At 64.6% G+C, this 25,056-nt stretch carries 27 protein-coding genes; 3 read left to right on the forward strand and 24 right to left on the reverse strand.

Annotation, left to right across the window (positions count from 1 at the left end; translation table 11 throughout):
* Positions 1-5: 5 nt before the first annotated feature.
* Entirely contained in the window at positions 6-1,001 is a 996-nt protein-coding gene (locus tag M2333_RS06940; RefSeq protein ID WP_264611276.1) for a MarR family transcriptional regulator, read from the reverse strand.
* A gap of 150 nt (positions 1,002-1,151) precedes the next feature.
* Between M2333_RS06940 and M2333_RS06945 the strand changes: the two genes are divergently transcribed.
* Positions 1,152-1,463: a DUF3817 domain-containing protein gene (locus M2333_RS06945; protein WP_264611277.1), complete on the forward strand. Its 312-nt coding sequence runs from the start codon at positions 1,152-1,154 to the stop codon at positions 1,461-1,463.
* 27 nt (positions 1,464-1,490) lie between these two features.
* On the opposite strand, the gene fghA is transcribed toward M2333_RS06945, so the two are convergent.
* The 6 genes from fghA to hemN all read right to left on the reverse strand — a co-directional run bounded on the left by fghA (position 1,491) and on the right by hemN (position 6,434).
* Positions 1,491-2,336: an S-formylglutathione hydrolase gene (gene fghA, locus M2333_RS06950; RefSeq protein ID WP_319801303.1), complete on the reverse strand. Its 846-nt coding sequence runs from the start codon at positions 2,334-2,336 to the stop codon at positions 1,491-1,493.
* 3 nt (positions 2,337-2,339) lie between these two features.
* Positions 2,340-2,723 carry a VOC family protein gene (locus tag M2333_RS06955; protein WP_181559349.1) on the reverse strand — a complete coding sequence of 128 codons (384 nt, stop codon included), beginning with the start codon at positions 2,721-2,723 and terminating at the stop codon, positions 2,340-2,342.
* Positions 2,724-2,770: 47 nt separating this feature from the next.
* Positions 2,771-3,160, reverse strand: coding sequence for a VOC family protein (locus M2333_RS06960; RefSeq protein ID WP_181559348.1), 390 nt, complete (start codon positions 3,158-3,160; stop codon positions 2,771-2,773).
* A gap of 38 nt (positions 3,161-3,198) precedes the next feature.
* Entirely contained in the window at positions 3,199-4,311 is a 1,113-nt protein-coding gene (locus M2333_RS06965) for an S-(hydroxymethyl)glutathione dehydrogenase/class III alcohol dehydrogenase (protein WP_264611278.1), read from the reverse strand.
* A gap of 98 nt (positions 4,312-4,409) precedes the next feature.
* On the reverse strand, positions 4,410-5,108 hold the full coding sequence (locus M2333_RS06970) for a sulfite exporter TauE/SafE family protein (RefSeq protein WP_264611279.1): 699 nt from the start codon (positions 5,106-5,108) through the stop codon (positions 4,410-4,412).
* 3 nt (positions 5,109-5,111) lie between these two features.
* Positions 5,112-6,434: an oxygen-independent coproporphyrinogen III oxidase gene (gene hemN / locus M2333_RS06975; RefSeq protein WP_264611280.1), complete on the reverse strand. Its 1,323-nt coding sequence runs from the start codon at positions 6,432-6,434 to the stop codon at positions 5,112-5,114.
* A gap of 134 nt (positions 6,435-6,568) precedes the next feature.
* Between hemN and M2333_RS06980 the strand changes: the two genes are divergently transcribed.
* On the forward strand, positions 6,569-7,246 hold the full coding sequence (locus M2333_RS06980; RefSeq protein ID WP_264586998.1) for an OmpW/AlkL family protein: 678 nt from the start codon (positions 6,569-6,571) through the stop codon (positions 7,244-7,246).
* 245 nt (positions 7,247-7,491) lie between these two features.
* Here the strand turns inward: M2333_RS06980 and ccoS are convergent, their stop codons facing one another.
* The 13 genes from ccoS to M2333_RS07045 all read right to left on the reverse strand — a co-directional run bounded on the left by ccoS (position 7,492) and on the right by M2333_RS07045 (position 19,728).
* Positions 7,492-7,647 carry a cbb3-type cytochrome oxidase assembly protein CcoS gene (gene ccoS, locus M2333_RS06985; protein WP_181559343.1) on the reverse strand — a complete coding sequence of 52 codons (156 nt, stop codon included), beginning with the start codon at positions 7,645-7,647 and terminating at the stop codon, positions 7,492-7,494.
* Entirely contained in the window at positions 7,644-9,800 is a 2,157-nt protein-coding gene (locus M2333_RS06990; RefSeq protein WP_264611281.1) for a heavy metal translocating P-type ATPase, read from the reverse strand. The genes ccoS and M2333_RS06990 overlap by 4 nt, the downstream gene beginning before the upstream one ends.
* Positions 9,797-10,252, reverse strand: a complete 456-nt coding sequence (locus tag M2333_RS06995; RefSeq protein ID WP_264611282.1) for a FixH family protein — start codon at positions 10,250-10,252, stop codon at positions 9,797-9,799. Before M2333_RS06995 ends, M2333_RS06990 begins: the two co-directional genes overlap by 4 nt.
* A complete protein-coding gene (gene ccoG / locus M2333_RS07000) occupies positions 10,249-11,709 on the reverse strand; it encodes a cytochrome c oxidase accessory protein CcoG (protein ID WP_264612586.1) in 1,461 nt (486 codons plus the stop codon). The genes M2333_RS06995 and ccoG overlap by 4 nt, the downstream gene beginning before the upstream one ends.
* A gap of 148 nt (positions 11,710-11,857) precedes the next feature.
* Positions 11,858-12,805 (reverse strand): cytochrome-c oxidase, cbb3-type subunit III, encoded by a 948-nt coding sequence (gene ccoP, locus M2333_RS07005; protein ID WP_264611283.1) that lies wholly within the window; start codon positions 12,803-12,805, stop codon positions 11,858-11,860.
* On the reverse strand, positions 12,798-12,986 hold the full coding sequence (locus M2333_RS07010) for a cbb3-type cytochrome oxidase subunit 3 (protein WP_181559338.1): 189 nt from the start codon (positions 12,984-12,986) through the stop codon (positions 12,798-12,800). Before M2333_RS07010 ends, ccoP begins: the two co-directional genes overlap by 8 nt.
* Positions 12,983-13,717, reverse strand: coding sequence for a cytochrome-c oxidase, cbb3-type subunit II (ccoO, locus tag M2333_RS07015; protein ID WP_264576039.1), 735 nt, complete (start codon positions 13,715-13,717; stop codon positions 12,983-12,985). Before ccoO ends, M2333_RS07010 begins: the two co-directional genes overlap by 4 nt.
* Before the next feature lie 12 nt (positions 13,718-13,729).
* Positions 13,730-15,397 carry a cytochrome-c oxidase, cbb3-type subunit I gene (ccoN, locus tag M2333_RS07020; RefSeq protein WP_264611284.1) on the reverse strand — a complete coding sequence of 556 codons (1,668 nt, stop codon included), beginning with the start codon at positions 15,395-15,397 and terminating at the stop codon, positions 13,730-13,732.
* Positions 15,398-15,544: 147 nt separating this feature from the next.
* Positions 15,545-16,243, reverse strand: coding sequence for a Crp/Fnr family transcriptional regulator (locus tag M2333_RS07025; protein WP_181559335.1), 699 nt, complete (start codon positions 16,241-16,243; stop codon positions 15,545-15,547).
* A 109-nt stretch (positions 16,244-16,352) separates the two neighbouring features.
* On the reverse strand, positions 16,353-16,961 hold the full coding sequence (locus M2333_RS07030; RefSeq protein WP_264611285.1) for an NAD(P)-dependent oxidoreductase: 609 nt from the start codon (positions 16,959-16,961) through the stop codon (positions 16,353-16,355).
* Between the two features lie 132 nt (positions 16,962-17,093).
* Positions 17,094-18,149, reverse strand: coding sequence for a hypothetical protein (locus M2333_RS07035; protein ID WP_181559333.1), 1,056 nt, complete (start codon positions 18,147-18,149; stop codon positions 17,094-17,096).
* A 17-nt stretch (positions 18,150-18,166) separates the two neighbouring features.
* Positions 18,167-19,066: a phosphotransferase gene (locus M2333_RS07040; protein ID WP_264611286.1), complete on the reverse strand. Its 900-nt coding sequence runs from the start codon at positions 19,064-19,066 to the stop codon at positions 18,167-18,169.
* 11 nt (positions 19,067-19,077) lie between these two features.
* Positions 19,078-19,728 carry an HAD family hydrolase gene (locus M2333_RS07045; protein ID WP_264611287.1) on the reverse strand — a complete coding sequence of 217 codons (651 nt, stop codon included), beginning with the start codon at positions 19,726-19,728 and terminating at the stop codon, positions 19,078-19,080.
* Between the two features lie 187 nt (positions 19,729-19,915).
* Here M2333_RS07045 and M2333_RS07050 point away from each other — a divergent pair, with 187 nt between their 5' ends.
* Entirely contained in the window at positions 19,916-21,808 is a 1,893-nt protein-coding gene (locus M2333_RS07050) for a hypothetical protein (RefSeq protein ID WP_264611288.1), read from the forward strand.
* Positions 21,809-21,810: 2 nt separating this feature from the next.
* On the opposite strand, the gene M2333_RS07055 is transcribed toward M2333_RS07050, so the two are convergent.
* The 4 genes from M2333_RS07055 to fumC form a co-directional block, all read right to left on the reverse strand.
* On the reverse strand, positions 21,811-22,662 hold the full coding sequence (locus tag M2333_RS07055) for an SDR family oxidoreductase (RefSeq protein WP_264611289.1): 852 nt from the start codon (positions 22,660-22,662) through the stop codon (positions 21,811-21,813).
* Positions 22,663-22,685: 23 nt separating this feature from the next.
* On the reverse strand, positions 22,686-22,868 hold the full coding sequence (locus M2333_RS07060) for a DUF3008 family protein (protein WP_264611290.1): 183 nt from the start codon (positions 22,866-22,868) through the stop codon (positions 22,686-22,688).
* Positions 22,869-22,926: 58 nt separating this feature from the next.
* Positions 22,927-23,295, reverse strand: coding sequence for a PRC-barrel domain-containing protein (locus M2333_RS07065; protein ID WP_181559327.1), 369 nt, complete (start codon positions 23,293-23,295; stop codon positions 22,927-22,929).
* A 237-nt stretch (positions 23,296-23,532) separates the two neighbouring features.
* On the reverse strand, positions 23,533-24,936 hold the full coding sequence (gene fumC, locus M2333_RS07070) for a class II fumarate hydratase (protein ID WP_413716481.1): 1,404 nt from the start codon (positions 24,934-24,936) through the stop codon (positions 23,533-23,535).
* Positions 24,937-25,056 lie beyond the last annotated feature (120 nt).

The following is a 25,056-nucleotide window of genomic DNA, read 5'->3' on the forward strand; positions in this document are numbered from 1 at the left end:
GGCGTTCACGCCGCAGCCGAACTCTCGCCGCTCAATGCCCGGGCGCGGACCATGAGACGGCTCACAATGGCCTGATAGAATGCCCGATCCTCGGCGCTCGCCTCACTCCAGAGGCTGGCATCCCGCACCGAGGCCTCGCGATGGAGCGCCTTGTACACCACGGCACCGGCCTCGGTCGGTTGCAGGACGATATCGCGGCGGCGGGTTGGCCTGAATCGCTCGATCAGCCCGCTCTCTTCCAGCGCCGAGACCGTCCGCCCGATCTGGCTCTTGTCCCGCCCCATCGCTTTGATCAGCTGCGCCATCGGCAGCGGCGCATACAGGCCGATGAGCGCGAGAACCTGACCCTGAAAGTTCGACAGGCCGTGCATCCGCTGGCAGGAGAGCATCGCGCTCCGCTTGAGATAGGCGACCAGTCCGACCAGCTTGGGCGCGATGAGGTCCGGCGGCGGCTCGATCTTCTTGCCCTCCGGTCCCACAGGCCATGAGGGCGTGCCGGCCCCGCCCGGTGCCGCACCAATGATCCCCGCCTCGACACTCAGGCAGCGCTCCTGATTGTAGATGCGGGCGGCCTTCTGCGCCAACTGGTCGGTGAGCAGGCCGAAGCGTTCGAGCTCGTCGCGCCCCAGACCGCTTACCAGCTGGCCGTCGCGGGCGCGGACGATAGCGCGAATCTTTTCGAACAGCACCCGCCCCGCCGGGGAGAGGGTGAGCTTGGCGCGCAGCTTCTCACGCACGATCAGTCCGTCCCGCTCCAGCGGCTTGATCGCGCGACTGACCTGCGCCTTTTCGTAGCCGGCAAAGCCGACGATGTCCTGAGAGGTCATGCCGCCGGAGAGGCCGAGCAGCAGCAGCAAATGGCGATGGATCTCCTTATAGCCCACCTCCGCCTCGAACAGCGGCAGGCCGCCCTCGCGGATCGCGCGCATCAGCAGCATGAGGCGCATCCCCAGAAGCCCGGCATCGAGCGGGGTGGGACCGATATCCGCCTCTTGCGTCACGATATTTTTGCTCCTCGCCCCTGGCATGCTGTCATCTGCATGATAAAGCCCATCGAACCCGATCAGGCAACCGGCGCGGCGCTATCGTGTGAGTCTTGCGACAGAGCTGTGATCGCGACGCGACAGGTCATCGACCGCTCAGGAGACACCATGCTCAGGATTTTCCGCTATATCGCCCTGGTGGAAGGCATCACGACCCTCGCGCTGTTCCTGATCGCGATCCCGCTCAAATATGGCTTCGACAATCCCGCGCTGATCCGTCCGGTCGGGATGACCCATGGCATCGCCTTCCTGCTCTACATCGGCGCGATGCTGTTCGTGCTGCCGGGCAAGGGCTTTGGAGTCCTGGGCTGGCTGCGGACGGCGCTGGCGGCGTTCTTCCCGTTCGGCACGTTCCTCAACGATCCCTATCTCAAGCGGCAAGAGGCCGCCCTCACCCAGGGGCGCGCACGCTCCGTCTAAGCCTGCGCGCCGAAGAGGCCGCGAAGATCAGGCCTTGAGGCGCTCGGCGTGCCAGCGGATATGCTCGGCCATGAAGGTCGAGATGAAATAATAGCTGTGGTCATAGCCCGGCTGCATGCGGATTGTTGCGGGCTGACCGGCCTTGGCGCAGGCCGCTTCCAGCAGATGCGTACGCAGCTCCTGCTCGAGGAAATTGTCCGCACCGCCCTGATCGACCAGCAGGTCGGGCAGTCGGGCACCGCTTTCGATCAGCGCCACGGCATCATGCTGCGCCCAGGCCGATGCATCGTCCCCCAGATAGCCGCCGAGCGCCTTCTGGCCCCACGGCACCTGGCTCGGCGCGACGATCGGCGCGAAGGCGGAGACGGACCGGAAGCCCTCGGGATTGCGCAAAGCGATGGTCAGCGCGCCATGGCCGCCCATGCTGTGCCCGGTGATACCCTGCCGCGCCATATCGATAGGGAAATTCGCGGCGATCAGCGCCGGCAATTCCTGCTCGATATAGCTTTTCATGCGATAATGGGTCGCGAAGGGCGCCTGGGTCGCATCGACATAGAAGCCCGCGCCCAGGCCGAAATCATATTTGCCCTCCGCATCGTCGGGCACATCTTCGCCCCGCGGACTGGTGTCCGGCGCCACGAAGACGATCTTCTCCGCCGCGCAGGCCGCGCGATACTCGCCCTTCTCCATGACGTTCGCATGGGTGCAGGTGAGGCCGGAGAGGTAGAAGAGCACGGGCAAGGTTTCGCCCGGCTCATGCTCGGGAACGAAGACGGCGAATGTCATCGCCGTCCCCGTCTCCGAAGATGTGTGCCGGTAGACGCCCTGGACGCCGCCATAGGCCTTGTTCGTCGAGAGCGTCTCCAGCGTCATCGATCAGGCGCCTTCAGGCAGCTGGCAGAAGACGCAGATCTTGTTGCCGGTCGGGTCGCGCAGATAGGCGCCATAGGCGTTGCCCGGCGCCTGCGGGCGCTTGCCCGGCTCGCCTTCGCTGGTGCCGCCATTGGCCACACCGGCCGCGTGGAACGCATCGACCTGATCCTTGTCGGCAGCGGCAAAGCCGATCGTGCCGCCATTGGCATGGGTCGCCGGCTCGCCGTTGATCGGCGAAATGATGCCGAAGGTGCCGCCATTGTGCGAATAGAAAGCGCGATCGCCGATGTTGTGGCCGGCGCCAGCGCCCAGTGCGCCGAGCACGGCGTCATAGAATTTCGCGCTCTGCGCGAGGTCCTTCGCGCCAACCATGATATGCGTAAACATTGTGACTCTCCTCTTGGTTACTCAAAAATCCTGCGCGCGCCGGAGCATCACTGGGGTTCGTCCCAGGCCGCGCAAAGCTTGTTGCCATCCGGATCGCGCAGATATGCGACCCAGATGCCCCGCCCCGTGGCGGGCGAAATCCGGTTCTCCGGCTCTCCCTCGCACGCTTGGCCGCCATGCGCCAGGCCGGCGGCATGCCAGGCCTTCACCGCCTCCGGTGACGGCGCCAGAAAGCCGACAGTCCCGCCATTGGCATGGGAGGCCGGTTGGCCATCGATGGGATGGCCAACGATAAACAGACCCCCGCCATCCCGATAGAGCAGCCGCCCCTTCGCGTCGGCCTGCGCCGGCGCGATGCCCATCGCCGCGAACGTCGCATCATAGAAGATGCGCGCGCGCTCGATGTCGTTGGTGCCGAGGACCAGATGCCTGAACATGGGTGCCGCTCCCGAGCGCAACCGCCGCCCTGCGGACCTTAGAACACCACCACGGAGCGGATGCTCTTGCCGGCATGCATGAGGTCGAAGGCGGTGTTGATCTCTTCCAAGCCCATGACGTGGGTGATCATGGGATCGATCTCGATCTTGCCGGTCATGTACATGTCGACGATCTTGGGCACGTCCGTGCGGCCCTTGGCGCCGCCGAACGCCGTGCCGCGCCAGTTGCGCCCGGTAACGAGCTGGAATGGCCGCGTGGCGATCTCCTTGCCCGCTTCCGCTACGCCGATGATGATGCTGGTGCCCCAGCCACGATGGCAGGCTTCCAGCGCCGTGCGCATCACTTCGGTGTTACCGGTCGCGTCGAAGGTATAGTCCGCGCCGCCGTCGGTCATCGCCACGATCTTCGCTACAACATCCTCGCGGCTCATGCCCTTGGAATTGAGGAAGTCGGTCATGCCGAACTTGCGCCCCCATTCCTCGCGATCCGGGTTGATGTCGACGCCGATGATCTTGTTGGCGCCGGCGAGGCGGGCACCCTGGATGACGTTGAGGCCGATGCCGCCGAGTCCAAAGATCACAACATTGTCGCCGACCTGAACTTTGGCGGTGTTGATAACCGCGCCCACGCCCGTCGTCACGCCGCAGCCGATGTAGCAGCTCGTCTTGAACGGCGCATCTTCACGGATCTTGGCGACCGCGATCTCGGGCAGAACGGTGAAGTTCGAGAAGGTCGAGCAGCCCATATAATGGTAGATCGGCTGGCCCTTGTAGGAAAAGCGCGTCGTGCCGTCCGGCATCAGGCCCTTGCCCTGCGTCGCGCGGATCGCGGTGCACAGATTGGTCTTGCCTGAGAGGCAGGACTTACACTGGCGGCATTCCGGCGTGTAGAGTGGGATGACATGGTCGCCCGGCACCACGGAGGTGACGCCCACGCCGACCTCGCGCACGATGCCCGCACCTTCATGGCCGAGCACGCTGGGGAAGATGCCTTCGCTGTCGAGGCCGTCGAGCGTGTACGCATCGGTATGGCAGATGCCCGTCGCCATGATCTCGACCAGAACCTCGCCCGCCTTGGGCCCTTCCAGATCCAGCTCGACGATCTCCAGCGGCTTCTTTGCCTCAAATGCTACCGCAGCCCGCGTTTTCATGCCCCATCTCTCCAGCAAGGAACGGCGCTCGCGCGCCAGTTGCCGCTTGTTGGAACCTGAGACTGATTCTTGCAACCCCGCCCAAGCCGGTCGAACGCTTATTTCGCGCGGCACAGGGCCAGCAGGCCGGCCTCCCCGGCGCCGAGGCTGAGCAGCGCGCAGAGCAGGATCGCGAGGGCAGCGAGCGTCCGCACGCCGGGCTTGCGGGCCAGCCCGGCAAGCATCGTGGCGCCGCCCTGCACCGCGAGCAGCGCCGGCAGCGTGCCGATGCCAAAGCCCGCCATGACCAGCAGTCCGCCGGTGAGCGACCCGGCAAAGGCCGCATATAGCAACGCACCGTAGACCATTCCGCACGGCATCATGCCCCAGCCAAAGCCGGTAGCAACCATGCGCAGGCGCGGCGGCAGCATCGATCGCGCCGCGCCTGCGATGGAAGCCGGCACATGCACCTGCCCCCGGATCGCGTGACCGACCACAGCGGGGCTCGGCATGAGGCCCAGCATCGAGAAGCCGACCCAGGCGAGACTCATCGCCGCCGCCCAGCGCAGGAGCAGATGGCCGAGTGTCGCATCCAGCCCGCCGAGCGCCAGTGCGCCCAGCGCCCCCGCCGCGCCACCCATCATCATATAGGCACCGATACGACCGGCATGGAGCCGCGCCGCAAAGGCTGCGGGATGGTCACCCTCGCTCCGCGCCTGGCCAAGCAGGAGCGCAATGCCGCCACACATGCCGACGCAGTGCAGGCTGGATGCAAAGCCGAGCAGAAATCCGCCGCCAAAGGTCCACGGATCGGCCATCGTTCAGATCGCGCTGCTGAACCGCTGCTGGGACAGGACACGATGGCGGTCGAACAGCACCGCGACGGCGCGTCCATAAGGCCGGCCCTGTTCGGCAATGCGCAGGCTGTTGCCCTCCAGCGTAGCGAGGCCCCGATCCAGGAAGGGCGCGAGTCCGGCACGCAGATCCGTCCGGTGCAGATCTGTGCCGACATCGGCGGCCCGGCCACAAAGCAGATCCTCGATGATCGCGCCGCGCCGCTGATCATCCGCGTCGCGCAGGATCCCGCGCTCGCCGGTCAGGCGACCGGCCCCGGCGCGCATCCGGTAGCGGCCGCTATTCTTGTCATTCTGGACGATGAGATGCGGAAACTGGCCGATGGCCGTCGCGCCGATGCCGATCAGCACATCGGCCCGATCCTCGGTGAAGCCCTGAAAATTGCGGCGCAGCGTGCCCTGCAGCTGCGCCTTGGCGAGATCGTCATGGGGCAGCGCGAAATGATCAAAGCCGACCGGCACATAGCCCGCGCTCACCAGCTGATCATGCCCCAGCGCCGCCATGGCGAAACGCTCGGCCTGATCAGGCAGATGGGTGGCATCGATCCGCTTCTGGCGGGGCAGCATATGTGGCACATGCGCATAGCCGAACAGGGCGATCCGGTCTGGACGCATGGCGATGGCCTCGTCCAGCGTGCATTCGAGCAACGCGCGGTCCTGCCCCGGCAGACCGTACATCAGATCGAAATTGATGGACCGCACGCCGTTGCTGCGCAGGCGATCAACCGCGCTGACGATGAGATCGCGCGGCTGGACCCGCCCGATTGCGGCCTGGATGGCCGGATCGAAGGTCTGCACGCCAAGGCTGGCGCGTTTGGTGCCGGAGACGCCCAGCGTCATCGCCCAGCGCTGGTCGAACCCGCGCGGATCGATCTCGACCGAGAGCACCGGCGCGCCGCAGTTAAAGGCCAGCATCATCTCATCGACCAGCCGGGCAAACTCCAGCGGCGGAATGGCATTGGGGCTGCCGCCACCAAAGGCGATGCGCTCGACGCGGGCGCGTCCGCCGAGGCGTTGGGCGACGGTGCGAATTTCGGCATGAAGCGCATCGAGATAGCTGGTCAGCCGCTGCGCCTTGTTGGAGCGCCCGGTGTTGCACCCGCAATACCAGCAGATCTCCTCGCAAAAGGGGATGTGCGCATAAAGCGAGACGGGTTGCCCCGGCTGCACCGCATCCAGCGCATGGCCGAGATAGGCCTCCCCCACCCGGTCCGTGAATTCGGCCGCCGTCGGATAGCTGGTGTAGCGCGGCACCGGCCGGGCGAGCAGATCGGGATAATAGGACCACATGGAAATGGCTCTACTTTGTCGGGCCTTGGCTGCCCTTGACCTCGATCAAGCCAAGTCTTGCGCTGGGTCAATGAGCGGCGCCCAACCCAATCCTAATGAGCGATGCAGGTTCAGGGAAAGAAAGGAAAGAACCCATGAATGCTCGTTTATTCAGCTGTGTCGCCGGTCTTGCGATGCTCGCTGCCCCCGGGGTCGCGCAGGCGCAACAAGGCAAGGTGCAGGTCAAGCTGATGGCAACCGGCGTGCTGCCCAATGGCAAGATCGATACGGTCAAATCCGCCACGGTGACGCTGCCCGCCGGCACGGACACCGCCGCTAGCGACAATTGGGTGCCGACCGCCGCAATCGAATATTTCCTGAGCGACGCCGTCTCGGTGGAGACGATCTGCTGCATGACCGCGCACCATGTGGATGGCGCGGGCGCGATCAAGGGCGTCAACCGGCTGCTCGATGACATCAAGATCGTGCCGGCGACAGTGACGCTCAAATATCACCTCAACGCCGGCCCCATCAAACCCTATATCGGCGCCGGGCCGAGCTACTTTTGGGTGGTAGATTCCAAAGTGGGCGCGGGCGGCACTGCCGCGCTGGGCGCCGCAAGCGCCAAGCTCAAGAGCAAGGTAGGCTTCGCGCTGCAGGCCGGCGTCGACATTCCGGTGAATGATACGGGCCTTGGCATCTCCTTCGACGCCAAGCGCTACTTCGTTCGGCCGACTGCCGAATTCTACAATGCCTCCGGCGCCACCGTGCTGGCGACGCGGCACGAACTCGATCCCTGGGTGGTCAGCGGCGGCGTCAGCTACCGCTTCTAAGTCTAGTTACCGGCACGCGCCGGCAAGGCGGGTCTGCTCCTCCCTCTCCCGGAGCAGGCCCGTTTTTTGGTGTTCGAATCCCGACCGTTCGTGCTGAGTAGGATCTGAGGTGCGCCGCAGGCGCATATCGAAGAGCCGTATCGAAGCATCGCAGCGCAGGGGCCAATCCTTCGATACGCCGCTTCGACAAACTCAGCAGCGACTCAGGACGAACGGCGGTCACTGTCCGTAATGCCACAGGTTCGCTACGACGCCGGCTTATCCTGATCCTCGATCAGAATGCGCATGGCAGCGCCGTCCGGGTCGTCGAACTGGCCGTTACGCAGCGACCACATGAACGCGACGAGACCGGTCAGGCCGAGCAGCAGGGCGACGGGGATGAGGAAGATCAATCCGTTCATTTGACAGCCCAGCGCAGACGGAGGGAATTGGCCACCACGATGAGCGAACTGCTCGACATCGCGACGGCAGCAATCAGCGGCGTGACATAGCCGGCAATCGCCAGCGGCACAGCCAGCGCATTATAGCCGATCGCCAGACCGATATTCTGCCGCACGATGCGCATGGTGGCGCGCGAAGCCCGCACCGACTTAAGGATGCCGGAGAGGCTGTCACCCAGAAACACGATGTCCGCGGCCTGCTGGCCGACATCGCTCGCCGAACCGGGCGCCATGGAGACATGGGCTGCTGCAAGTGCCGGACCGTCGTTCAGTCCGTCGCCCACCATCAAAGGCTTGTGCCCGGCCTCGGCCAGCGCTTGGAGCCGCGCCAGCTTATCGGCCGGGCGCATCCCGCCCTCGGCCGGCACATCAAGCTGATCGGCCAGCGATTGGACCGCCTCCTCCCGATCGCCCGACATGATTGCCGGCGGGAGACCAAGGGCGCAGAGGTCCGCCAGCGCCCGCGCGGCATCCGGACGCAGCGCGTCAGCGAAGTGGATAATGTGGCGGCGCCCATTCCCCAGCTCCAACGCCACAGCCATGGTCGGATCGTTGCTCGCGCCGCCCTGGTCAGTCAGGTCCTGCGGTGCCGGCTTGCCCATCGCGACAGCCTGCCCCTGCCAGAGCGCGCGCACGCCCTCGCCCGGAATATCCTCGACGTCAGTGAGAACCGCCGGGCCGACATGCTCGCCGCCCAGCGCCTGCCGGAGCGCCACTGCGAGGGGATGGCGGCTGGTCATGGCCAGCGCGCGGGCAATGCTCCGCTCCTCCTCGTCCAGCGCCTCGACGCCAGAGGCACGCGGGCGACCGAGCGTGAGGGTGCCGGTCTTGTCGAACAGCGCCTGATCGGCCTGCGCGAGGCGTTCCAGCGCGCTGCCATCCTTGACCAGCAGCCCCGCGCGCATCATCGCGCCGCAGACCACCACCTGCGCCACCGGCACGGCAAGGCCCAGCGCGCAGGGGCAGGTAATGATCAGCACAGCGATGGCGACCAGCAGCGATTGGTGCCAGCCGGCCCCGGCAATCATCCAGCCGGCGAAGGTGATGGCAGCGAGCAGATGCACCACCGGCGCGTAAAGCCGCGAACATTTGTCGGCGAGGCGGACATAGCGCGACTTGGCCTGGCCGGCGCTTTCCATCAGCCGGGCAATTTCGGCAATCGCCCGCCCCTCTCCCACGGCGGTCACGCGCAGCGTCACCGGGCCGTCGAGATTGAGCGTGCCGGCGGTCGCCACGTCCCCCGCACGCAGCGTGACAGGCGAACTTTCGCCGGTCAGCAAGGAGAGATCGAACCGGCTGCTGCCCTGCTCGATTACGCCATCCGCCGCGAGCCGCTCGCCGGCGGCAACCAGAACGCGGTCGCCTACGGCCAGCGCATCGGCCGCGACCCAGTGGCTCGCGCCATCCTCGGCCAGCCGCATGGCACCGGGCGCGGTGCGGCGTACCAGCGCTTCGGCTCCGCTGGCGGCGCGCGCGCGCATCATCTCGTCCAGCACCCGACCCGCGAGCAGGAAGGTGAGCAGCATCAACGCGCCATCGAACCAGGCATGGCGCCCGCCGATGATGGTCTCGTAGAGGCTCATAGAGGTCGCCAGAATGACGCCGATGGAGATCGGCACATCCATATTGGTCGTGCCTGCCCGCAGCGCCTTGAAGGCCGAGCGGAAGAAGGGCTGTCCCGCATAGCTGACCGCCGGGATGGCGATCAGCGCCGAGATCCAGTGGAACAATTCTCGCGCGCTGCCATCTGCCCCGGACCAGACCGAGACCGAGAGCAGCATGACGTTCATCGCCGCAAAGGCTGCCACGGCAAGGGCGCGGATCAACTTACGCAGCGCCTGGCTGCGCTCATGCGCCGCCGCGCTGTGGAGCGGTTGCGCCTCGAACCCGATCGCGTCAAAGGCGCGCAGCAAGTCCGGTTCGGCCAGATCGGCGGCGTGCGAGACGATCGCGGTCTTGGCCGAGAAGTTCACGCGGGCGGCGTGGACTCCCGGCTGCAATGGCAACAGCCGCTCGATCTTGGAGATGCAGCCGGCGCAATGCATGTCCGGCACGGCGAGGCGGGTTTCCACCGCATCCGCCGACCAATCGGGCCTTGGCGCCACATAGGTCATGACAGATCGACCACCCGGTTGATCTCCCGCCCGTGGGCGCGGGCCCGCACATGGACGATCCAGCGGCCCTGCGGCAGGGGCTGGAGGCTCTCATACACGCCATCGCCGAGTGCCCGGAATTGCAGCACGATATCCGGCTTGCGGCCAAGCGGGTGACGGGCGGTGGCGGTCAGCGCCACATCGTTCATCGGCGCATTCGCACTGCGCAGCGTCGCGCTCAGCCGTGTCTCCGCAGTCCGATTCAGCGTGAGCGCCCAGCCCAGCGCGTTTTCGGCACGCGCCTGCGCCAGCCATTTGTTGAACTCCTGGCTGGCGACATAGCTGTTCTGCACCACCAGCCCGCCGAAAGTGGAACTGGCAAGGAAGGCCATGGTGAAGTTGACGGCCATGACCACGCCGAAAAAGCTGACGAGAATGACGGTGATATGCCGTCCGGTGAACTTGCGGGTCACTGGCCTACCTCCGGTCGAACGAAGCTCTCATCATCCTGCGCTGCCTCTTTCTGCTCGTCGAGCGTGCGCAGCGTGAAGGCGAAATCCTGGCGGGCAATGCCCTGCGCCGGCGCAACCACATGCACGCGTTCCTTGAGCACCTGATCGGGCGGCACGTCGATTTGCAGGGTCCGGCTCGCCTGATCGCGGGTCTGCCCCTCACGCCACATCAGCGCGCCGTCCAGCCCATCGAGGCCGATGGCCATAGGGCGCGCGCGGCTCTGCATGTTGCGCACCTTGATCAGATAGCTGTTGCGGATCGACCCGTCGGATAGGCGGACATAGACCGGATTGCGCTCCGCATTGGCCGCGATGTCGATGCGCGAACGCACGCCCAGCGCGAACAGCATGGCGAGGCCAATGCTCGCCCAGATCGCGAAATAGGCAATTGTGCGCGGACGGAAGAGGCGCTTGCGCACGGGCGCCGGCGCCTCACCCTTCATCTCGGCCTCGCAGTCGATCTCCGTGGCATAGTCGATCAAGCCGCGCGGGCGGCCGATCTGCGCCATCACCTTGTCACAGGCATCGACGCACAAGGCGCAGGTGATGCACCCGATCTGCGGTCCCTCGCGAATGTCGATCCCGGTCGGGCAGACCTGCACGCATTGCAGACAGTCGATGCAGTCCCCGGTCGGCAGCCCTTCATCCTGCGCCTTCTTCAGGCCCTTGGTGCGGGGCTCGCCGCGCCAGTGCTTGTAGGTGACGATGAGCGATTTCTCATCTGTCATCGCGGTCTGGATGCGCGGCCAGGGGCACATGTAGATGCACACCTGCTCGCGCATGAAGCCGCCGAAGATGAAGGTCGTCATGGTCAGCACGAAGGTGGTGCCATAGGCGACGAACGGCGCCTGCCCGGTCCAGAACTGGTGTTGCAGCGTCGGCGCATCGGCAAAGTAGAAGATCCACGCGCCGCCGGTGAGGAACGAGATGACCAGCCAGACCGCCCATTTGCGCAGCCGCTTCCAGACCTTCATCGGGGTCCAGGGTGCTTTCTCCAGCCTGATCTGCGCGTTGCGATCGCCGTCGAGGAAGCGCTCGACATGCTGGAACAGATCGGTCCAGACGGTCTGCGGGCAGGCGTAGCCGCACCAGGCGCGGCCGACGGCGGAGGTCACCAGAAACAGACCGACGCCCGCCATGATGAGCAGGCCGGCGACATAATAGAATTCGTGCGGCCAGATCTCGATGCCGAACATGAAGAAGCGGCGATTGGCGAGATCGACCAGCACCGCCTGATTGGGCGCGTGCGGCCCGCGATCCCAGCGGATCCAGGGCGTGGCCCAATAGATCGTCACGGTGACGGCCATCACCAGCCACTTGAAGCGGCGGAACGGCCCATCGACCTGCTTGGGGAAGACCGACTTGCGCTTGGCGTAGAGGCTTTCCGCTGGCGCGGTAACATCATTCACGGGGGACATGGCAGCGTCCGTTGTTGGCGTCTTCGGCATCAGATTGCCTCCGATCGATCTTCGCTTAGGCGCAGTCGGCTCAAACGACATTGAGCAGGATCAACGAAATGAACGGTAGCCGGCCCCTCCCACGCGCGGAGGAAGGGCCGGCTCCACCTTATGGTGTTGCGGCGTTGGCCTGCGCCTCCGGTGCCCCGGCAGCCTGAGCGGCAATCTGCGCTGCGACGGGCGTCGCCTCGCCGCCGCCAAGACCGTGGACGTAGACGGCCAGCATGCGGATCGTCGCCTTGTCGAGCGCATGGCCCCAGGCGGGCATCACACCCCGACGGCTGTTCGTCACGGTCTGGGTCAGCGTCTCGCGATCGCCGCCATAGAGCCAGATCGGGTCGGTCAGGTTCGGCGCACCGAACTCACGCAGCCCCTTGCCCGCCGGGCCGTGGCACACCGCGCAATTCTGCTGGAACAGCACGTCGCCGCGCCGTGAGGAAGCGCTGGCCTTCTCCTGCCCGCTGATCACCCGAACATGGCTCACTACATCCTGAACCTGCGTGCCCGTGAGGATGCCGTCCTTGCCGAAGGCGGGCATCAGGCTCATGCGGGTCTGCGCTTCATCCGGGTTCCGGACGCCATGGGTGATCGTGTATTCGATCGATTGCAGGTCGCCGCCCCACAGCCAGTCGTCATCCACCAGATTTGGATAGCCCTTGGCGCCGGCAGCGCCCGAGCCATGGCACTGCACGCAATGCACCTTGAACGCGGCTGCACCACCCTGCATCGCCGCTTCCATGAGCTTTGGCTGGGCGACCAGCTTCTCGATCGGCGTGGCAGCGATGGCCGAGAAGATCGGCGTCCGGCGCGCGGTCTCGGCATCCATCACCTGCTGGAGCTGCCCGCGGCTGGACCAGCCGAACAGCCCCTTGCTGGCTTCATGCGCGAAGGGGATAGCGGGATAAACCACCACATAGCCGATCGCGAACACGATCGTTGCGTAAAAAGTCCAGACCCACCAGCGCGGCATGGGGGTATCGAGTTCCTCGATCCCGTCCCATTCATGGCCGACGGTCTGGGTGCCGGTCGGCGCGTCGATGCGTTTCTTCTCAGCCATGGTTGTTCTTCCTGTCATGGGCTGCAGCCTCGCCATCTTCGGCGAAGATCAGGTGCGCGGCGTCTTGGTTGCTCCGGCGCGAGCCGGGACGGAACGCCCATGCGCACAGGCCGAAATAGAGCACCACCATTGCCGAAAGCCCGTAGCTGTCCGCGAAGTGGCGCAGATCATTATAGCTCATCGCTCCACCTCCTGCGGCGCGGCGCTATCCAGATCGACAAGCGTGCCGAGCATCTGGAGATAGGCGACGAGCGCATCCATCTCGGTCAGCTTGGCCGGGTTGCCGTCGAAATCGCGGGCCTGCGCCTTGGGGTAGCGCTTGAGCAGATCGGCGGTGTCAGCCTCGGGATCGGCCTGCGCCAGGAGATCGGCATTCGCCTTCTCGATGTCCTCATCGCTATAGGGCACGCCCACCCGGCGCTGCGCCGTGAGATGGGCCGTCATGTCGCCGGCTTTCAGCTCACGTTTGGTGAGGAAGGCATAGGTCGGCATGATCGATTCCGGCACGACACTACGCGGATCGATGAGGTGCTGGACGTGCCACTCATCCGAGTAGCGCTTGCCGACGCGCGCTAGGTCCGGCCCGGTCCGCTTGGAGCCCCACTGGAACGGGTGGTCATACATGCTCTCGGCGGCGAGGCTGTAATGGCCGTAGCGCTCCACCTCGTCGCGGAATGGGCGGATCATCTGCGAGTGGCAGTTGTAGCAGCCCTCCCGCATGTAGATGTTCCGGCCCGCCAGCTCCAGCGGCGTGTAGGGACGCATCCCCTCCACCTTCTCGATCGTGTTGTCGATCCAGAAGAGCGGTGCGATCTCCACGATGCCGCCGACGGTAACCGCGGCGAAGGCAGCGACGGCAAGGAGCGTGACGTTCCGCTCCAGCTTCTTGTGCTTCTGTGCAAAGCTCGACATGGTTTTCCGTCCTTATTCCGCGGGAAACGCAGCAGGTTTGTGAGTGATGGGCCGGTCCTTGGCGGCGTCATAGGCAGCGTCGCTCATGGGCGCTTCGACGCGCTGGTGGCCGAGGATGGTGCGCCACACATTGATGGTCATGCACACGGCGCCCGAGAGGTAGAGCAGTCCGCCAAAGGCGCGCAGTACGTACATCGGGAACATCGCACGGACGGTGTCCGAGAAGGCGTAGACGAGGTAGCCGTCCGCGCCATATTCCCGCCACATCAGGCCCTGCATGATGCCAGCGACCCACATGGCCGAGGCGTAGAAGACGATGCCGACGGTCGCGAGCCAGAAGTGCCAGTTGACCATGCGCAGCGAATAGAGCCGGGTGCGGCCCCACAGGCGCGGGGTGAGATAATAGATCGCCGCGAAGGTGATCATGCCGTTCCAGCCAAGCGCGCCCGAGTGAACGTGGCCGATGGTCCAGTCCGTATAGTGCGAGAGGCTGTTCACGCTCTTGATCGAGAGCATCGGCCCTTCGAAGGTGCTCATGCCGTAGAAGGCGAGCGCCATCACCATCATGCGGATGATCGGATCGGTGCGGACCTTGTCCCATGCGCCGTTCAGCGTCATCAGGCCGTTGATCATGCCGCCCCAGCTCGGCATCCACAGCATGACCGAGAAGACCATGCCCAGCGTCTGCGCCCAGTCGGGCAGCGCGGTGTAGTGGAGGTGGTGTGGGCCGGCCCAGATGTAGAGGAAGATCAGCGACCAGAAGTGGATGATCGACAGGCGATAGCTGTAGATCGGCCGCTCGGCCTGCTTAGGCACGAAATAATACATCATCGCCAGGAAGCCGGCGGTGAGGAAGAAGCCTACCGCGTTATGGCCGTACCACCACTGGGTCAGCGCATCCTGCACGCCAGCAAACGCGCTGTAGCTCTTGGAACCCAGCAGGCTGACCGGCATCGACAGGTTGTTGACGATGTGGAGCATCGCGATGGTGAGGATGAAGCTCAGGTAAAACCAGTTCGCCACATAGATATGCGGCTCGCTGCGCTTGACGATCGTGCCGACGAATACCGCGAGATAGGCGACCCAGACGATGGTGAGCCACAGGTCGACATACCATTCGGGCTCGGCATATTCTCGCGCCTCGGTGATGCCGAGGAGATAGCCGGTCGCGGCGAGCACGATGAAGAGCTGGTAGCCCCAGAAGACGAAGCGCGCGAGCGAGGGGAAGGCAAGCCGGGCGCGGCAGGTGCGCTGCACGACATAGAAGCTCGTCGCGATCAGGGCATTGCCACCGAAGGCGAAGATGACTGCCGAGGTGTGCAGCGGCCGCAAGCGCCCGAAGCTGGTATATTCCAGCCCCAGGTTGAGCGCCGGGAAGGCAAGCTGCAAGGCAATGTAGAGCCCGGCGAGAAAACCGGCCATGCCCCAGAACACGGTGGCGATAACGCCCCAGCGCACCGGATCGTCATCATAATGCCCCTGATCGGGCATGCGCAAAATGCCGCGCGCCATCCCGCCCCAATCGGCGGAGCGAAGCGTCCCCATCATGGCGAGCAGCGCCGCGAGCGACGCAATGACCATGTGGATGGCAAATCCGGAATCCACGGCGAGCGCGGAGGCGAGCATCGCGAGAATGGCGAGCAGGAGCCAGCCTCCCGCCTTCATTGTTAGACCGGTCATAGAAACCCCTTGAGCAGCACAGTCCTGGGACTGTGCTGTCGCTGTGGATCAGCGAGGGCTCGGCATCATTGACATGGGTCAACGGGAAGAATGCGGTCTGCGGGGTGGCCGGCGCGCCACGATGCGCGCCGACCAGGAGCGCGGTGCTCAGCCGTTGCCGGCTTCGGCCTCCATGGCGTCATGATCGAGGATGACGACGGTCCGCCGATCCGGCAGATCGATGATCCCGGCCTGGCGCAGCCGGGTGAGCTGGCGACTCACAGTCTCGATGGTGAGGCCCAGCAGATCGGCCATCTGCTGGCGGGTGAGCGGCAGTTCGAAGCGCTCGACAAGATCGCTGCCGCTACAGCTTGCATCCGCAAGCCGCTGCGCCATTTCGAGCAGGAAGGTCGCGACACGCTCTCCGGCGCTCTTGCGCCCGAGCAGCAGCATCCAGTGGCGCGCGCGATCCAGTTCGGTGAGGGTCCGCTGGAGCAGCTTGTGCTCCAGCTCCGGATGCGTGCGGGCAAAATCGTCGAACGACGAGCGCGTGAACAGGCAGACCTGTGCGTCGCACAGGGCGGTGACGCTGTGCTGAGTCGTGCTGCCAAACGGACGCCCGATGAAATCGGACGGATAGACGACGCCGACGATCTGCTCGCGGCCATCCGCTGTGGAGGTTGACAGCTTGAGCACGCCGTCGATCACATTGGCGACCAGCAAGCTGTCATCGCCTTCCCACATCAGCGTCTGCCCGCGATGCACAGGCACGCGACGACCGATCTTGTTGAGTACCTCCAGCTCGGAGGTATCCAAAGATGAGCAGATCGCGCGGTTCCGCACGACACATTGTTGGCAGCTAGTCACCGCGACTCTTTACAGCAGTCGTCGAGACTTTCCAACGGCCTAAGCAGTCCATGCATGCCAAAGACACATTGGCAGTCCCGCCCCTCGCCATTCACGGATGACACCGCCGTCAGTAGCCAACGGTGAACCGCATGTTCTTGTGCTTGGGCGTCTCGATCTCGTCGATCATCGCGACGGCGAAATCCTCATAGCTGATCGAGCTTTTACCGTCCGGCGCCGTCAGCAGCGTCTCGGTGCCGAGGCGGAAGGTGCCGGTGCGCTCGCCCGGTCCGAACATCATGGCCGGCGACAGGAACGTCCAGTCAAAGCCCGGGCCGGCCTTCAGCTGGTTAAGGAAATCGCGCGCTGGCGCGGCCTCGACCTTGATGAAGTCCGGGAAACCCGGTGTATCGAGCAGCACCACGCCATCCTCGGTCTGCAGGCTCGCCGCGCCGCCGACGACCAGCAGCCAGCACCCGGCCTTGCGTGCCACCGCGAACACATTGTCCGCATCCAGCGACTTGAACGGCATGGAGAGAATGACCGCATCATGGCCGGCGATCTTGCTCGCCATGTCGTCGACATCATTGACGTCGGCCTTCACCCACGTCACGCCCTCGCGCGGGGCCTGGGTGTCTGCGCCACGCGAAATGCCCGTGACAGTGTGCCCGCGACTCACGGCCTCATCGACCAGACGCTGACCTGCATTGCCAGTGGCACCCATGATTGCGATCTTCATGCCTGCATTCCTCTCTTATCGCGCACATCGCGCGCCTAGCCCGCGACACCCAAATTGACTTTGCCTATCTAAGGGCCTGTTCTTAGGGTCAAGCCGGACAAAGGCAAGAGACCAGCGCGGGGTTTCCCGACGTCAGCGATCAACGGCCAGCTTTTCCGCCATGTTCGGGTCATCCGCAGCAATCTCCACAGCATGGGAGGTGCGGAACGGCTGGTTGGAATGCGGCGCAGTCAGCAGCGTCCATTGCGCCAGATCGCAGCCGAGCAGCAGCGGCCGCTCAGGCAGGCCAGCGGCGGCGAGCTGGCTCTTGGTCAGCGCTTCCAGCTCCTGCGGACGGATGGAGAGATAGAAGATCTTCTGCCCCTCCGCCGCCAGCTTCTGCACCGTCTCGATCGCCACCGGATTGGGCTTCACTTCCTCGAAACCCGGCTTGAAGAACAGCGACCCCTGCTCGAACAGGAAGCCATCGACGCTGATGAAGAACACCCGGTGGCCCTGCAGATATTCGCGCCACTCGTGGACCGTCCCCCAGTCCTGATACTGCTTGATCCGCTGGATGCGGAACACCGAGCCCTGCATCGCCAGATAGCCGATAATCTCGGAGAGATAGAGCTCGCCGGCGGACAGGCGCGGCTGGCCCATCAGCTCGTCATAGGCCGTCAAAAACTCGCGCGGACTGGAGAAATAATAGCCGCCGACGCTGAACAGATCGGAGATGACCTGCTTTTCGCGGAAATTGACGATCACGTCTTCCTGATCGACCTGCACATAGCTCTTGTTCTGCGGATTGACCTGACTGAAGCTGCTGAGCGACGCAACGCACACATAATTGTACGTCTGATAGAGGTGCGGCACCTCGAAATAATTGTCGCTGTCCTTCACCATGAAGGGCTCGTCGATGCCGCTCTTGAGCAGCGTCTGGGCAACCGTCTCGGACTGGCTGCGCGTCGGCTCGTCGAGAATGACGCAGTTGACCTTCTGTCCGAAGGCGGCGCGCAGACCTTCCTGGGCCTGGAAGCGCTCTTCATGCTCGCGCAGGATCGTGAAGATGAAATCATCAACATTGGCGCCAAGGCCCTGTACTGCCTTGAAGACCATGGGCAGGCCATCATTGTCAGGCAGCATCCACTTGGGCGCCATGTTGGGGAAGCGGGAGGAGCGGCCGGCGCAGGGTACGATGATCTTCATGGGTCTTCTCTCTCGCGTCAAAGATTGTCCAGGGCAGCGCGGCCGCATTCGGCCACCCGCCGGGCAACGAAGGCCCGGTCCTCATCGGTCTTCGCATAAGGCAGGATGCGCGCGAAGGTGAGGCCGAGCAGGATGTAATGGCGTGCGGGATACGCCGGGTCCAGCGCTGTCGCGGCAGCATGGAAGCGCTGCCGCAGCCACCATGTCACGCCCCGGGCCAGAGGCCGGCCACGATGGGCGTGCCAAAGTCCTTCGCATTCCTGGAACAGCTTGGACCAGTCGATCCAGACATGGTCGAAGGGCGATGTGATCGTATCGATCAGCCACAAGGCGCCGCGCCGATCGACGAGGATGTTCTCGAAGGTCAGATCGCCATGCGCTGCGGTGGGCTTTTCGTCCGCCACCAGCACATCCATGCGCTGTGCCGCCTCCACCAGAGGGGCGAGCGCTTGCTCGTGCATCGCGCCAGTCTTGTCGGCGATCTGCTGCAGCTTGTCCACCAGCAGGCTCTTGCGCGGGGCGAGTGGCGGCTGGCTAACCGGCACCGAAACCGCCAGGCAGCTCATCAGCCGTTCCACGCGGTCGGCGAAATCGGCGACATTATCAAAGGTGCCATTGGAGAGGAAATTGACCGCATCGCGCGACGGGATGAACGCCATGTCGAAATAGAACAGTCCGTCCTGCTCGCCCATGTCGAGCACCTCGGGCATCCCGGCACAGCCTTCCACCAGCCCAGCCAGCGCCTGCTGCCGCACCGCCTGATCGCGCAGCGACCCGTTGGCATCGACAAGATTGGCCGCCTTGCGCACGAAGGGCTGCCCGCCATCACGGACCAGCGCCACGGTCGCGCCGGAAAAGCCGGAGAGCGGAATGACCTCGCGAAACATCCGCAAGGCCGGGTGGCTGTCGAGGGTCAACTCTGGTCCTGTCATGATTTGCCCGGCCGATGGGTGACGCCAGCCTGGGTCACGTCGATGACAGTCATGCCCGCGGCAAGCCCGGACGCGATCCCGACCGGCGTATCCTCGAACACGAGGCAGCGTGCGGGCGCTACCCCCAGCAACGCCGCGCCGGTGAGATAAGGCTCGGCATGGGGCTTGCCTTGCGCCACATCGTCGCCGCTGACCACGGCGCCGAAATGGGGGCGCCACGCCATCGTTTCCAAGATCGCTTCCACGCCGTCCCGGTTGCCCGACGACACCAACGCCATGGGGATCGTGCCGGCATGACGCGCCAGCAAGTGTGAGGCGGTCAGGGCCGGCGCCTTCTCCTGCCGCAGCACGGTCTTGAAATGCGCCTTCTTCTCGGCATGGAGGGCGGCGATCATCGCATCGTCGATCTCACCCATGCCCGCCGCTGCCGCAAAAGACGGGATCGCGATCCGGGCGGGCGGACCGACATTTGCAAGATAATCATCCATGGTGAAGCGATAGCCGCGCGCATCGAACACGGCTGCGTAGGCGAGCCCGTGGAGCGGCATGGTATCGACCAGCGTGCCATCCAGATCGAACAGCAGGGCGTCATAGGCGGAGAGGTCCACGCCGAGCGGCCATGGCTCCACGGACACGTCCGGCGTCATTTCCCGCCCCGCGACTTAACTAAAACGACCATCGACCCTCAAATAACCCCCTGCAATCGACGCACATCTATCGCGCTGGCGAGCATTCTCTCAGCTGGCCGTCATGCGAATGTGGAAATGGGTTGAATTCTTAATCCGAAATCTTGCTAGGTTGAACGCGCGCGCCATTGGCCATCGAGGAAAACCCGTGAAGTCTGTAAATGGAAAACCTGCAAGCGAGTTCCTCGACGATCGGCTTGCCGCAGCCAAAGAATTGACCGAGGCCTCAAACTATACCCCTGCCCTGGAGATTTACGAGGCAATATTTAAGGAGGGCATAACGGCCCACCGCGCCTTTGAGGGCGCCGGGCGCGCGGTGACCGGCGCGCTGATGGACGAGGCTTTGCCGACGGACTGGGGTCGGGAGCGGCTGGACGATCTCCTCCGCATCCTCGTCCTTGAGCGCGATCGCGACGGCACGCCCCCTGCCCTGTGCGCGCGGATCGCAGCAGCCCACGCGGGCGGCAATCAGCGCGTGCTCAAGAAGGCGGCCGAGCTTCTTCGGCCCGTTCTGACAGCTTTGTGGGATGAGGGCGCGCGCGACCGCGGCTTTTTGATCGCCGTGCTGCTGCTGCGCCACCCCCTGCAGGGCTGGCAGGACGAAGCCGCGATCTCGCGCTGGCATCTCGACCTGCTGCCGCAATTGGATCGGCACGAACTCAGCCTGCCCTATAATGGCATGTTCGATGCGGTGCATTTTCAGCGCAACATCGCCGATCTGGCCGGTCTCGCGGAGAACACGCCGCCCGATGCGCTGGTACGTCGGTTCCCCGCCTGGCAATTGCTGCTCTTCCTGTGGATTACGGGATCACGCCGTGCAGACGCGCAACTTGCCGCATGGCTGGCGGCCTATCGCAGCGCATATCCGGGCGGTGCAACCGATGAGGACGATGGCGCGGCGGTGCGCTCTCTGGCGCTGCGCTGGGCGGTTTCGCCGGACGGCCCCACGAGCGCAGCGGCAGTCACGACGGCCCTCGGTCCGGACCTGGCCGCGCTGGCGCAGCCGGGCCTCAAGCTGCGCTCGACTGCTGATCGCGCGCGGTCGAACGCAGCGCTTGCCCGGCTGGCTTCCAGGCCGTGGCAGGCCGCCGCTTTCGTGGAAGACAAGGTCACGGTCAAGGCGCCTTTCCTCAAGCTCGGGCGGCGCCGTCCGCGCATTGCCGTGTGCGTTTCGGGCCAGCTACGTGGCCACCGCGCGGCCTTGCCGACCTGGCAGGCCGGCTTGCTACGGGACACGGACTGCCATTTCTTCGTCCATAGCTGGAGCAAGATCGGGCGCTCCGGCGCCGAGCCATTCCGCGCCTATCTGCCTTTCGCTGGCAAGGCCTTTTGCGACGCATGGCGCCTGCACGCCGGGCGGCTTGGGATGCCCGGCATGGCCGAGCGATACCCCGCACTGGTCGCCGCGCTGGCGGATGGCGGGATTGTCAGCAAGACGGACCTCGAAGCCTTCTACGGCACGGAACATGTGGTGCTAGAGGACGATAGCGGCCCGGATTTTGCGGGTTGGTCCAACCCCCGCAAGATGCATTACAAGCTCAAGGCCGCATCGGACATGGCGACGGCCCGAGGCGACGAGTTCGATCTCATCCTGCGCATCCGCCCGGATAAGGTTATCGGCGCGAAAGCGTTCCGCTGGGGCGACGCCTTGGCCGCCTGCCGAGCGGCGCCCACGCTGCTTGCCGATGCGGCGATGGGCCATCAATATGGCACACTCATGATCGGGGATCAGGTCGCGCTCGCCAGCGCCGCGACCATGGCGGTCTATGCCGACACGCTGGATATCGCGCCGCGCTTTCACGAGATGGCGCTCTATGATGCCAAGCCGGATTTGATGGGTCATGTCAGTCTTGCCCAGACTTGTTGGTATGCCGGCATCACCGTGGCCAGATTGCCGGCCCAGATGGGCAAGTTGATGGAAGCAGCGCCGATGGCGAGCAGCGCCATCTGCGCTGCGCTCGAGCAGGACGCTGCCGGCCGTCACGACGCTGTGGACAAGGCTTTGCTCACAGCGGCGCGAACGGACAGGCAGAGGCGCTGAACTCAGGAGCCGACGACCATCCCGCCATTGGGGTGGAGCACCTGCCCGCTCATATAGCTGGAATCCTCGCAGGCGAGGAACAGGAAGCACGGCGCGACTTCGTTCGGCTGGCCCGGGCGACCCATCGGCGTGCTCTCGCCGAAATGCGCGAGTTTCTCCTTGCTGGCACCGCCGAACGGGTTGAGTGGCGTCCAGATCGGCCCCGGCGCCACGGCGTTGACGCGAATGCCCTTCTCGATGAGGTTTTCGCTGAGCGAGCGGGTGAACGCGGTGATGGCGCCCTTGGTGCTCGAATAATCGAGCAGTTCCTTGGAGCCCTGATACATCGTGACGGAGGTGCAGTTGACGATCGCCGCGCCCTCGCGAAGATGCGGCATCGCCGCCTGTACCACGAAGAACATCGAATAGATGTTCGTCTGGAACGTGCGCTTGAGCTGTTCCTCGGTGATGTCCTCGATCGCCTTGTCCGGGTGCTGCTCCCCGGCATTGTTGATGATGATGTCGAGACGCCCGAACGCGCCTATTGTGCGATCGATCAGGTCCTGACAGACAGCCTTGTCGCCCAGGTCGCCCGCGAACACGAGCGCGCGAGCGCCTTCCTGCTCGACCAGCTTTTGCGTCTTGGCGGCGTCTTCATGCTCGCACAGATAAGCGATGGCGACATCGGCGCCTTCACGCGCGAACAGCACCGCAACCGCCCGGCCGATACCGCTATCCGCACCGGTCACGACCGCGACCTTGCCTTTCAGTCGGCCCGATCCGGGGTAGCGCGGCATGAACTCCGGCTGCGGATCGAGCTTGTGCTCGTCACCAGGCAGATTGTCTTCGTGGATCATCTCGATTGTGTCAGTCATGGATCATTCTTCCGTTCAGCACGTCACTTGACGTGGTCCGGCTTGCCCTTGCGGCTGCCGGAGGCAAAATCCTCAAGCTGGCTCTTGCTCATCGAGTCATACATCTCGCGTGAGGCACCCTTGAGGTCGGATTTGACGCTGTCGCCGCGTTTGGCAGACAAGGCTGCCCCGGCGGCTTTCTGCTGCGCTTTGGATTTGGCTGGCATGGGTAAGCCTTCAAATTAAAAGGCCGCCCGTTCGTGCCGGGCGGCCTGTGCCTGTCGATCAGACGAAGGGATAAGGGATGCCCCAATATCCGTAGACCTGCCGGCCGTAGCCATGGTCGTAGACGGGGTCTTCCTGCGCATATCGCGGCGCGCCTTCGAGACGGGATTTCTCGATATCGACGACATAGCCGCCATATTCGGTATCATAATCGAGCATGTCCCACGGCAGCGGATAATAATCGCTACCAAGGCCGAACAGCCCGCCAAACGACATCACGGCATATTCAGCCTTGCCGCTCCGCTTATCGACCATGAAGTTGCGCACCGTCCCGAGCTTCTCGCCCTGCCGGTTGTACACCGTCGTGCCCTCGACCTTGTCGGAGGAGATGAGGCGCTGAGTTTCGTCAATTGCGATTTCGGTAGCCATGAGCCTGGTCCTCTTCCTGTTGAAGGTGGGCCTCGATCCACGGACGGGGTTTGCCGATCCAACCGGGACCAAGGTGCCAATGCCGGACTATGCCGGCCCTGGGTCTTGAGGCGGCGCATCAGCGCGACGCCATCTGCCAAACCAACGGCCAGATAGCGCAGGAGTTCCGGGTAAAGCGGCAAACCGATCGACAGCGAGTCACGCCGTGTCACATCGGCGTCCAGAAGGCCGGTTCGGTCAGATCATGGACTGCGGCTGCACCAGACGATTGAAGGTCGCCGCATCGACAAGCCCGAGCGCAGAGGCCGCCTCGCGCAGGCTCAGGCCCTGCTCATGCGCATATTTGGCGATCTTGGCGGCGTTGTCGTATCCGACCTGTGGCGCCAGCGCAGTGACCAGCATCAGCGAGCGCTCGACCAGGTCCGCGATGCGCGCCTCATTGGGGATGATGCCTTCCACGCAGCGCTCGGCAAAGCTCTCCATTCCCGTGCTCAGCAGATCGATGGAGCGCAGGATCGCCGCACCGATCATCGGCTTGAAGACGTTAAGTTCGAGATGCCCCTGCAAGCCACCGACCGTCACGGCCTGATGATTGCCGATCACCTGCGCGGCAACCATCGTCAGCATCTCGCACTGGGTGGGGTTGACCTTGCCGGGCATGATCGAGCTGCCTGGCTCATTGGCCGGCAATTCCAGTTCGCCCAGCCCCGAACGCGGCCCCGAGCCGAGCAGGCGGATATCATTGGCGATCTTGGTCAGCGCGACAGCGAGTGTCGCCAGAGACCCGGAGAGCTGGACCAGCGGATCGTTGGAGGCCAAGGCCTCGAACTTGTTGGGCGCGGTCCTGAACGGAAGATCGGTCAACGCCGCAATCTGCTTGGCCACCGCCTCGCCGAACCCTTGCGGCGCATTCAGGCCTGTGCCGACCGCCGTGCCGCCCTGCGCCAACGGCATCAGCTCCTCTTCCAGGGCGCGGGAGAGACGGTTGCGGCAGTTGAGCAGTTGCTGAGCATAGCCGGAAAACTCCTGCCCGAGCGTAAGCGGTGTCGCGTCCTGCAGATGCGTCCGGCCGATCTTGACGATGCCGGACCAAGCCTTCGCCATCGCGCCGAGCAGATCGGCAAGATGATCGAGCGCGGGCAGCAGCCGTTCGACCAGCGCGCGGGCGGCTGCGATGTGCAGCGCCGTCGGGAAGCTGTCGTTGGACGACTGGCTCATATTGACATGATCGTTGGGATGGACCGGTGCCTTGCCGCCACGCTGGCCCGTCAGCGCCTCGTTGGCCCGGCCGGCGATCACCTCGTTCACGTTCATGTTGGTCTGGGTGCCGCTGCCGGTCTGCCAGATGACCAGGGGAAACTGATCGTCCAGCTTGCCGGCCACGATCTCCGCCGCTGCCGTCTCGATGGCATCGGCGATGTCCGGGGCCAGTCCGTGCGCGCGGTTCACATGCGCGGCGGCGCTTTTCACGATGGCCAGCGCATGGACGATGCCGATCGGCATTCGCTCAGCCGGGCCGAACGGAAAATTCTCGATGCTGCGCTGGGTCTGGGCGCCCCAATAGGCCGCGTCAGGCACGTCGATGGGACCCAGGCTGTCGCGTTCTTCCCGCATCTTCGTCACCGGTTTCTCCACTGCCATCTGCCGGGCCTGTCTGCGTGCGCTGCCGGCTGGCTCCAAACCCGCAGCTTGCGCGTTGTGCGCTCGTCCATGCCCATGGACAAGTCCCGTGGATAGGCCCCGTGGATAGGCAAGGAGCGG

Origin of the sequence: Sphingobium sp. B11D3B (assembly GCF_025961735.1) — a bacterium.
Classification (GTDB): Bacteria; Pseudomonadota; Alphaproteobacteria; order Sphingomonadales; family Sphingomonadaceae; genus Sphingobium.

What these genes read in the sequence shown, in the direction of transcription:
- M2333_RS06945 (WP_264611277.1), top strand. Translation starts at nt 1,152, where the DNA reads ATGCTCAGGATTTTCCGCTATATCGCCCTGGTGGAAGGCATCACGACC.
- fghA (WP_319801303.1), bottom strand. Translation starts at nt 2,336, where the DNA reads ATGACGCTGGAGACGCTCTCGACGAACAAGGCCTATGGCGGCGTCCAG.
- M2333_RS06955 (WP_181559349.1), bottom strand. Translation starts at nt 2,723, where the DNA reads ATGTTTACGCATATCATGGTTGGCGCGAAGGACCTCGCGCAGAGCGCG.
- M2333_RS06960 (WP_181559348.1), bottom strand. Translation starts at nt 3,160, where the DNA reads ATGTTCAGGCATCTGGTCCTCGGCACCAACGACATCGAGCGCGCGCGC.
- M2333_RS06965 (WP_264611278.1), bottom strand. Translation starts at nt 4,311, where the DNA reads ATGAAAACGCGGGCTGCGGTAGCATTTGAGGCAAAGAAGCCGCTGGAG.
- M2333_RS06970 (WP_264611279.1), bottom strand. Translation starts at nt 5,108, where the DNA reads ATGGCCGATCCGTGGACCTTTGGCGGCGGATTTCTGCTCGGCTTTGCA.
- hemN (WP_264611280.1), bottom strand. Translation starts at nt 6,434, where the DNA reads ATGTGGTCCTATTATCCCGATCTGCTCGCCCGGCCGGTGCCGCGCTAC.
- M2333_RS06980 (WP_264586998.1), top strand. Translation starts at nt 6,569, where the DNA reads ATGAATGCTCGTTTATTCAGCTGTGTCGCCGGTCTTGCGATGCTCGCT.
- ccoS (WP_181559343.1), bottom strand. Translation starts at nt 7,647, where the DNA reads ATGAACGGATTGATCTTCCTCATCCCCGTCGCCCTGCTGCTCGGCCTG.
- M2333_RS06990 (WP_264611281.1), bottom strand. Translation starts at nt 9,800, where the DNA reads ATGACCTATGTGGCGCCAAGGCCCGATTGGTCGGCGGATGCGGTGGAA.
- ccoG (WP_264612586.1), bottom strand. Translation starts at nt 11,709, where the DNA reads ATGTCCCCCGTGAATGATGTTACCGCGCCAGCGGAAAGCCTCTACGCC.
- ccoP (WP_264611283.1), bottom strand. Translation starts at nt 12,805, where the DNA reads ATGGCTGAGAAGAAACGCATCGACGCGCCGACCGGCACCCAGACCGTC.
- M2333_RS07010 (WP_181559338.1), bottom strand. Translation starts at nt 12,986, where the DNA reads ATGAGCTATAATGATCTGCGCCACTTCGCGGACAGCTACGGGCTTTCG.
- ccoO (WP_264576039.1), bottom strand. Translation starts at nt 13,717, where the DNA reads ATGTCGAGCTTTGCACAGAAGCACAAGAAGCTGGAGCGGAACGTCACG.
- ccoN (WP_264611284.1), bottom strand. Translation starts at nt 15,397, where the DNA reads ATGACCGGTCTAACAATGAAGGCGGGAGGCTGGCTCCTGCTCGCCATT.
- M2333_RS07030 (WP_264611285.1), bottom strand. Translation starts at nt 16,961, where the DNA reads ATGAAGATCGCAATCATGGGTGCCACTGGCAATGCAGGTCAGCGTCTG.
- M2333_RS07035 (WP_181559333.1), bottom strand. Translation starts at nt 18,149, where the DNA reads ATGAAGATCATCGTACCCTGCGCCGGCCGCTCCTCCCGCTTCCCCAAC.
- M2333_RS07045 (WP_264611287.1), bottom strand. Translation starts at nt 19,728, where the DNA reads ATGACGCCGGACGTGTCCGTGGAGCCATGGCCGCTCGGCGTGGACCTC.
- M2333_RS07055 (WP_264611289.1), bottom strand. Translation starts at nt 22,662, where the DNA reads ATGACTGACACAATCGAGATGATCCACGAAGACAATCTGCCTGGTGAC.
- M2333_RS07060 (WP_264611290.1), bottom strand. Translation starts at nt 22,868, where the DNA reads ATGCCAGCCAAATCCAAAGCGCAGCAGAAAGCCGCCGGGGCAGCCTTG.
- M2333_RS07065 (WP_181559327.1), bottom strand. Translation starts at nt 23,295, where the DNA reads ATGGCTACCGAAATCGCAATTGACGAAACTCAGCGCCTCATCTCCTCC.
- fumC (WP_413716481.1), bottom strand. Translation starts at nt 24,936, where the DNA reads ATGGCAGTGGAGAAACCGGTGACGAAGATGCGGGAAGAACGCGACAGC.